The organism is Candidatus Eisenbacteria bacterium, from assembly GCA_013140805.1.
GTDB lineage: Bacteria > Eisenbacteria > RBG-16-71-46 > RBG-16-71-46 > RBG-16-71-46 > JABFRW01.
The window spans coordinates 1-5,321 of record JABFRW010000140.1 but is presented as its reverse complement, the minus strand read 5'-3'; the positions used below and the strand labels follow the sequence as shown (position 1 = coordinate 5,321).

General features: G+C 70.4%; 5 protein-coding genes. 2 read left to right on the top strand and 3 right to left on the bottom strand.

Annotated elements, in window-relative coordinates:
* Together HOP12_11130 and HOP12_11125 are read left to right on the top strand one after the other, a co-directional pair.
* A partial coding sequence (locus HOP12_11130) for a hypothetical protein (GenBank protein NOT34707.1) occupies positions 1-1,133 on the top strand: 1,133 nt, incomplete at its 5' end.
* Between the two features lie 15 nt (positions 1,134-1,148).
* The gene (locus tag HOP12_11125) at positions 1,149-2,240 is read left to right on the top strand and encodes a DUF5110 domain-containing protein (GenBank protein ID NOT34706.1); all 1,092 of its coding nucleotides are present in this window, start codon (positions 1,149-1,151) and stop codon (positions 2,238-2,240) included.
* 223 nt (positions 2,241-2,463) lie between these two features.
* On the opposite strand, the gene HOP12_11120 is transcribed toward HOP12_11125, so the two are convergent.
* The 3 genes from HOP12_11120 to HOP12_11110 all read right to left on the bottom strand — a co-directional run.
* Positions 2,464-4,458, bottom strand: coding sequence for a DUF2723 domain-containing protein (locus tag HOP12_11120; GenBank protein NOT34705.1), 1,995 nt, complete (start codon positions 4,456-4,458; stop codon positions 2,464-2,466).
* Positions 4,459-4,609: 151 nt separating this feature from the next.
* Positions 4,610-4,894 (bottom strand): amidohydrolase family protein, encoded by a 285-nt coding sequence (locus HOP12_11115; GenBank protein NOT34704.1) that lies wholly within the window; start codon positions 4,892-4,894, stop codon positions 4,610-4,612.
* Positions 4,857-5,321 (bottom strand): hypothetical protein (locus HOP12_11110; GenBank protein NOT34703.1); only part of this gene is annotated, 465 nt, incomplete at its 5' end. The genes HOP12_11115 and HOP12_11110, both read right to left, overlap by 38 nt.

The following is a 5,321-nucleotide window of genomic DNA, read 5'->3' as shown; positions in this document are numbered from 1 at the left end:
GCTCAGGGTGTCGGCCGGCGCGGCGCGCGTTGCTCGACCTGGCACCGTGGCTCGAGTTCGATCGCGTGAACGGCCCGCTGATGGGCGGATCGGTCGGCGTGGGCTCGCGCTTTCGCAGCGGCGTGGTGACCGCGAAGCTCGCGTACGGGAGCGGGCCGAACCGGTGGTTCGGAGGCGGTGGCTATCAGAAAGTGTGGCGCAGGCGCGGACGGGATCATCGCTGGACCGTCTCGGGCTTCGCGGGTCGCGGCACCGACGTGCTGGATCTGGATCGACGGCGACAGCTCTACTACTCGCTGTCCGCGTTCCTGACCGGCGACGATCGCTCGCACTACCTGCAGCGCGACGGCGTGCGCGTGGCGCTCGAGCGTGAGGGTGCGGCGATGAAGCTGCGGCTCGCATGGCGCGATCAGATCGAGTCGCCGCGCGCCACCACGGCGACCTGGAATCTCTATCGCACCACGCCCGCGGTGATCGAAAACTTCCAGGCGAGCCTCGGGCGCACCGTCGAGTGGCAGGCACTGCTGTCGGGGCGACCGGTGCGCGCGCCGCTGTGGGTGGAGCTCGACGGCCGCGCGGCGGCGCGGGTCGCAGGCGGCGACTTCGACTATCGGCGCCTGCGTGCGGTGGTGGGCGCCGATCTGGCGATCGGTCGCATGGCGAGCCTGCTGCCGCAGCTCACCTATGGGCGCCTCGACGGTGACCTCACACCGCAATCGGGATTCTGGCTCGGTGGCCCGCGATCGCTGCGATCGCTGCCGAGCTACGGACTCGCGGGTCGCAACACGGCGCTCGGCCGGGCCGAGTTGATCAGCGCTCGCGACGTACTGAGCACCGTCGGCGTGCCGCATCCGGCGTGGCTCGATCTTCAGCCGGGGTTGTTCGTCGCGAGTGGTGCCGTGTGGGGAGAGGATCCGTTCGGCGGGCCGACGCGACGGGGCGGTGGATGGCCGGGGCGCGAGTTGTGGTTGTCGGAGGCCGGCGCCTCGCTGCTCTACCGCCCGGGCATCCCCGATCCGGAAGGCTACTTCCGCATCACCTACGCCAGGCCGCTGGGAGCGAACGATGACGGCGCGAGGCTCTCGGTTTCGTATTCGATCGCGCTCGACCAGCTGCGTGGGGCCGAGCGCTGAGCGGAGGAGCGTCGCGTGTGGCCCGGCGCCTGTGTGTTTCCCGACTTCACGCGTGCCGCCACCCGTTCGTGGTGGTCGGATCGTGTCGCCTCGTTCATGGCGCAACGGCTCGACGGCGTGTGGAGCGACATGAACGAGCCGGCGGTCTTCAAGACGCCGAACAAGTCGATGCCCGAATCCAACCGCCACGAGGCCGACCCCGAGCTCGGCGGCCCCGACTCGCACGCGCGCTATCACAACGTCTACGGAATGCTGATGGCGCGCGCGTCCTTCGAGGGCTGTCTGCGAGCGCGCCCTGAGTCGCGGCCGTTCGTGCTGTCGCGCGCCAACTACCTGGGCGGATTCGGCGGCACGGCATCGGCGGAGCTCTACTCGCGCTGGATCGGCGTCGGAGCGCTGTTCCCCTTCGCGCGCGCGCGCAGCGAGAAGGGCTCGCCGCGCCGCGAGCCGTGGAGTTTCGGGGCGCGGGTCGAGAGCACCTCTCGACGAGCACTCGAGACGCGCATGCGGCTCCTGCCCTATCTCGATTCGTGCTTCGAAGAGGCCTCGCGCACCGGCGTGCCGGTCATGCGTCCGTTGTGCCTGGCGGCGCCGCGCGACCCGGGCCTGCACGGCGAGGACCAGAGCTTTCTGCTCGGAGACGACGTGCTGGTCGAGGCCGGACTCGATTCGACTCGGGCCCGTTCGGGCCGCCCGGCCAGCGAGCGGTTCGCATCGCCACGCGGTCCGTGGCGACGCGCGAACGTGCACGGTGCCGCGGAAGCGCTGGCCGATCCTGATCTGCCCGCGCTCCACATGAGACCGGGTTCGATTGTGCCGCTGGGGCCGATCGTGCAGCACGTCGACGAGCGACCGCTCGACGAGGTCGAGATCCTGATCTCGCTCGATGCCGAAGGGCGGGCCACGGGCACGCTCTACGAGGATGACGGCGACGGATTCGGTTACCGCGACGGAGACTTCCTGCGCACGCACTACAAAGCGCGGCTCGAAGGCGGAATCCTGCGAGTACGCATCGCCGCGAGCGAGGGGCGCTGGTCCGCCCCGTCAACGCGGAGCCATCGCGTCACGGTGATCGGCGATCGCGTCGAACGCATCGAAGATCCGTAGGAGCGAGCGACCCTCCCCCGCGCCCTGACCCCGGGCTCGGGCCGCGATCCTTGGCTGCCGGATCAGGAACGCACACCGCATGCCGCCCATGGACTAGCCGGTAATCCGTTGCCGCACTTTGGTTTGTCGGCAACTGAACGTGGCGCTGACGGGGCGCGTGTCCGATTCGGTCCAGTCGCCTGCCCGCGGCGTGAACGCGCCGGGTCAGTGAAGACGTTCGCGACTATCGAATCGCGGCGGTGCTGCTTTCAGCGGCGGCTTCCGACCGCGCCGCGTCGATCACATCGGCGAGTGTCGCCGCCGGCAGTTCGGCGAAGTAGGCCACCTGCTCGCCGAGGAACTGATTGCCGCGCCACGGCTGAGCCGGCAACGGCCCGGCGCGCCAGCCCGGATTGCAGCCCTGCGCCGCGGCGAGCTCGAGTGCCGCGAGCGAATCGCGGCCATGACGCGCTTCATAGATCGCACGCGTCATGTGGGAGCGGGCACGAGACGCGAGCAGCATGCCTTCGTAGAGGCGTGGCTCGCCCCCGCGTCGCACCGAACGCTCGCGCACCGCGAGCTGAGGCAGATAGTCGGCGCCGTTCGTGAGCCGCAGCAGCAGGCCCTGCGCGACGCGGCGGAACCGCGGCGCGCGCCCGGCCGGCAGGTCGCGTGACGCGAACACCGGACGATCCGCCGCCGCGGCATCGATCAGGCCGTCGATCAGTCCGGTGTACGCGAGGTCGAGTGTGCGCGCATCGTAGGGGCGTCCGCGCTCGAACGGCTCGACGGCCTCGCGAAAGCGCTGGATCGCGGGGCGCGCGCGACGCGCCAGCTCGGGATCGCGGCGTTCGAGTTCGTCCAGGTACCAGCTGCGGCGCAACAGCTCGTGATCGATCACCGTGACGTCGGGCCGCACGCCCTCGACCGCCTGCACGAAGTAGCTTCCCGATACCCAGATGTCCCACTGCGCCGAGACCACCACGGCGCGGGCGGGCAGCGGCTCGAGTACGTCGCGAACCATCCACTCGACCGGCCGTTCACCGCGCTCCGAGAGCTGCGGCGCGTTGAACGCGACCGAGGCGAGCACCAGCAGCGCACCGGCGCCGAGCGCGGCCGCGACACCGCGGCGCTCCGCGAGCGTCGCGAGCGCGACGGCAACCGCGAATCCAAGCGCCAGAATCGCGGGCAGGTAGTACGGCACGATCTCGAGGATCCCGTAACCGCCGGCGTAGATCATGCTGCTCGCAATCAGAAGCGCTGCGAAAACGGCGATGCGCCGCTCGCGCCCGACCAGGAGCACCAGCCCGACGGCGGCGGCGGCGAGTCCGAGCCAGCCCCAGCTGTGCGGCAGTCGCGCGAGGAAGTAACCGGTCTGAAGCTCGAAGGTGCCGGGCTCGCTGAACATCCAGACGCGAAACTGTTTGCCCGTGACGTGGTCCCACAACCGCCAGCCGACTTCGGGATTGCCCCAGTCGAAGCGCGGTTGCGCGGCTGAGCGCCACGGCAGGTAGAGATACGGCGCGAGCCCGAGCAGGAAGCCGGGGACCACCGCGACGAGCCGCGCGACGAGTCGCCGATTCACACCCAGTCGCCACAGCGCGAGCACCAGCATGGCCGGCGCGAGCAGCACCACGCTCAGGTGGGTCGTGAACGCGAGACCCAGCACGGCTCCGAACGCGAGTGCCGCGCCACGTGGACGCGTTTCGCGCGTCGCGGCGTCGAGCCACACGAAGTAGACGTGCACGAGCACGGCGAGCACCAGGGTGTGAAGCGCATACGCCTCGAAGCCGAGTGATTGTTCCCACCACATGCCGTTCAAGCCCGTCAGCAGCGCAGCGGCGGCGGCCACGAGAGCCCGGCGCGCGGGCGAGAGCGAGCGACCCGCACCCGTGCTTGCGCGGGGCTCGGCGTTCGAGCGCTTCGCGCCGCGCGCGGGGCCCGTCCGGCGAATCGAAAGCCGTGCGAGCAGGCCATCGAAAGCGATCGTGAGCGCTCCGACGCTCGCGGCGACCAGCAATGCCGCCAGCACCGACAGCGAAACGAGCGGCGCGAACGGCAGCAACCTCACCGCCGCGAAGCCGATCAGCATCAGGGTCGGATAGCCGGTCGGGTGAGGAATTCCGAGCGTGGCGGCCGCGGCGGAAACTTCGCCGTGATCGACGAAGCCGAGTGTAAAGCCGCTGGTCGAGAGATAGGCGACCGCCGCGAGCGCGCTGGCCAGCAGCGCGGCCGGCACGCGAGCACCCCCTGGAAAGCGGCCGGAGTGCCGTGGCTCGGTGGGCCGCGGGGTCGAGGCGGGAACGACGGCAGGGTCGGGCATGGGCGACAAGGCTAACCGAGCGGCCGGGTCGGGGCGAAGCACGAGGAGACGGTTCGAGTGCCCCGCCTCAGGCGCGCGACCAGACCCGCGCCGCGCATTCGCGTGCGCGCGCCACCACTTCGGCCTCGTCGAGCGCGACCAGCGTGCCGTTGTCCATCACGATTTCGCCCGAGACCATGACGCCCGAGACCGGCGAGCGAGCGAACCCCGAAGCGAGGTGCGCGAACAGCGTGCGCTCCGAGAACTCGGTGGCAGGGCGATAGTCGACCAGCACCAGGTCGGCCGGCGCTCCCGGCTCGATCACGCCGAGCCGCTCACCGAAGTGAGCGGCCGCCCAGCGCGCGCCGTTCACGAACACACGCTGGTAGTGCACCGCGGCGGCGGCATGCGCGCCGGGCTCTCGCGCGCGGATCGCGGCGGGATCCGGAACCGGCGGCGCGTTCGCCATCTTCGGCAAGAACGAAGCTCGGCAGCTGGAAGCGCTCCTTCAATCGCGCCGCCGCCAATCCGACAACGCCGGGGTGCAAGCCTTTCCGGGTCACAACCAGCACGCTGGCCCTGCCTTCCTTGCCCATGGCGGCTTCGGCTTGCATCATCGCCTGGTCGACGACGGCAATCTCAATCGCCTGGCGTTCGCGATTCAGCACTTCAAGCTGCTGGGCAATCTGGCTGGCTTCGCCGCGCTCCCGGGTGGTCAGCAACCGAAAGGCGAGAAGCGCATTGCCGATGCGGCCCGCGGCGTTGAGCCTCGGCCCAAGCAGGAAGCCCAGGGCATAGAC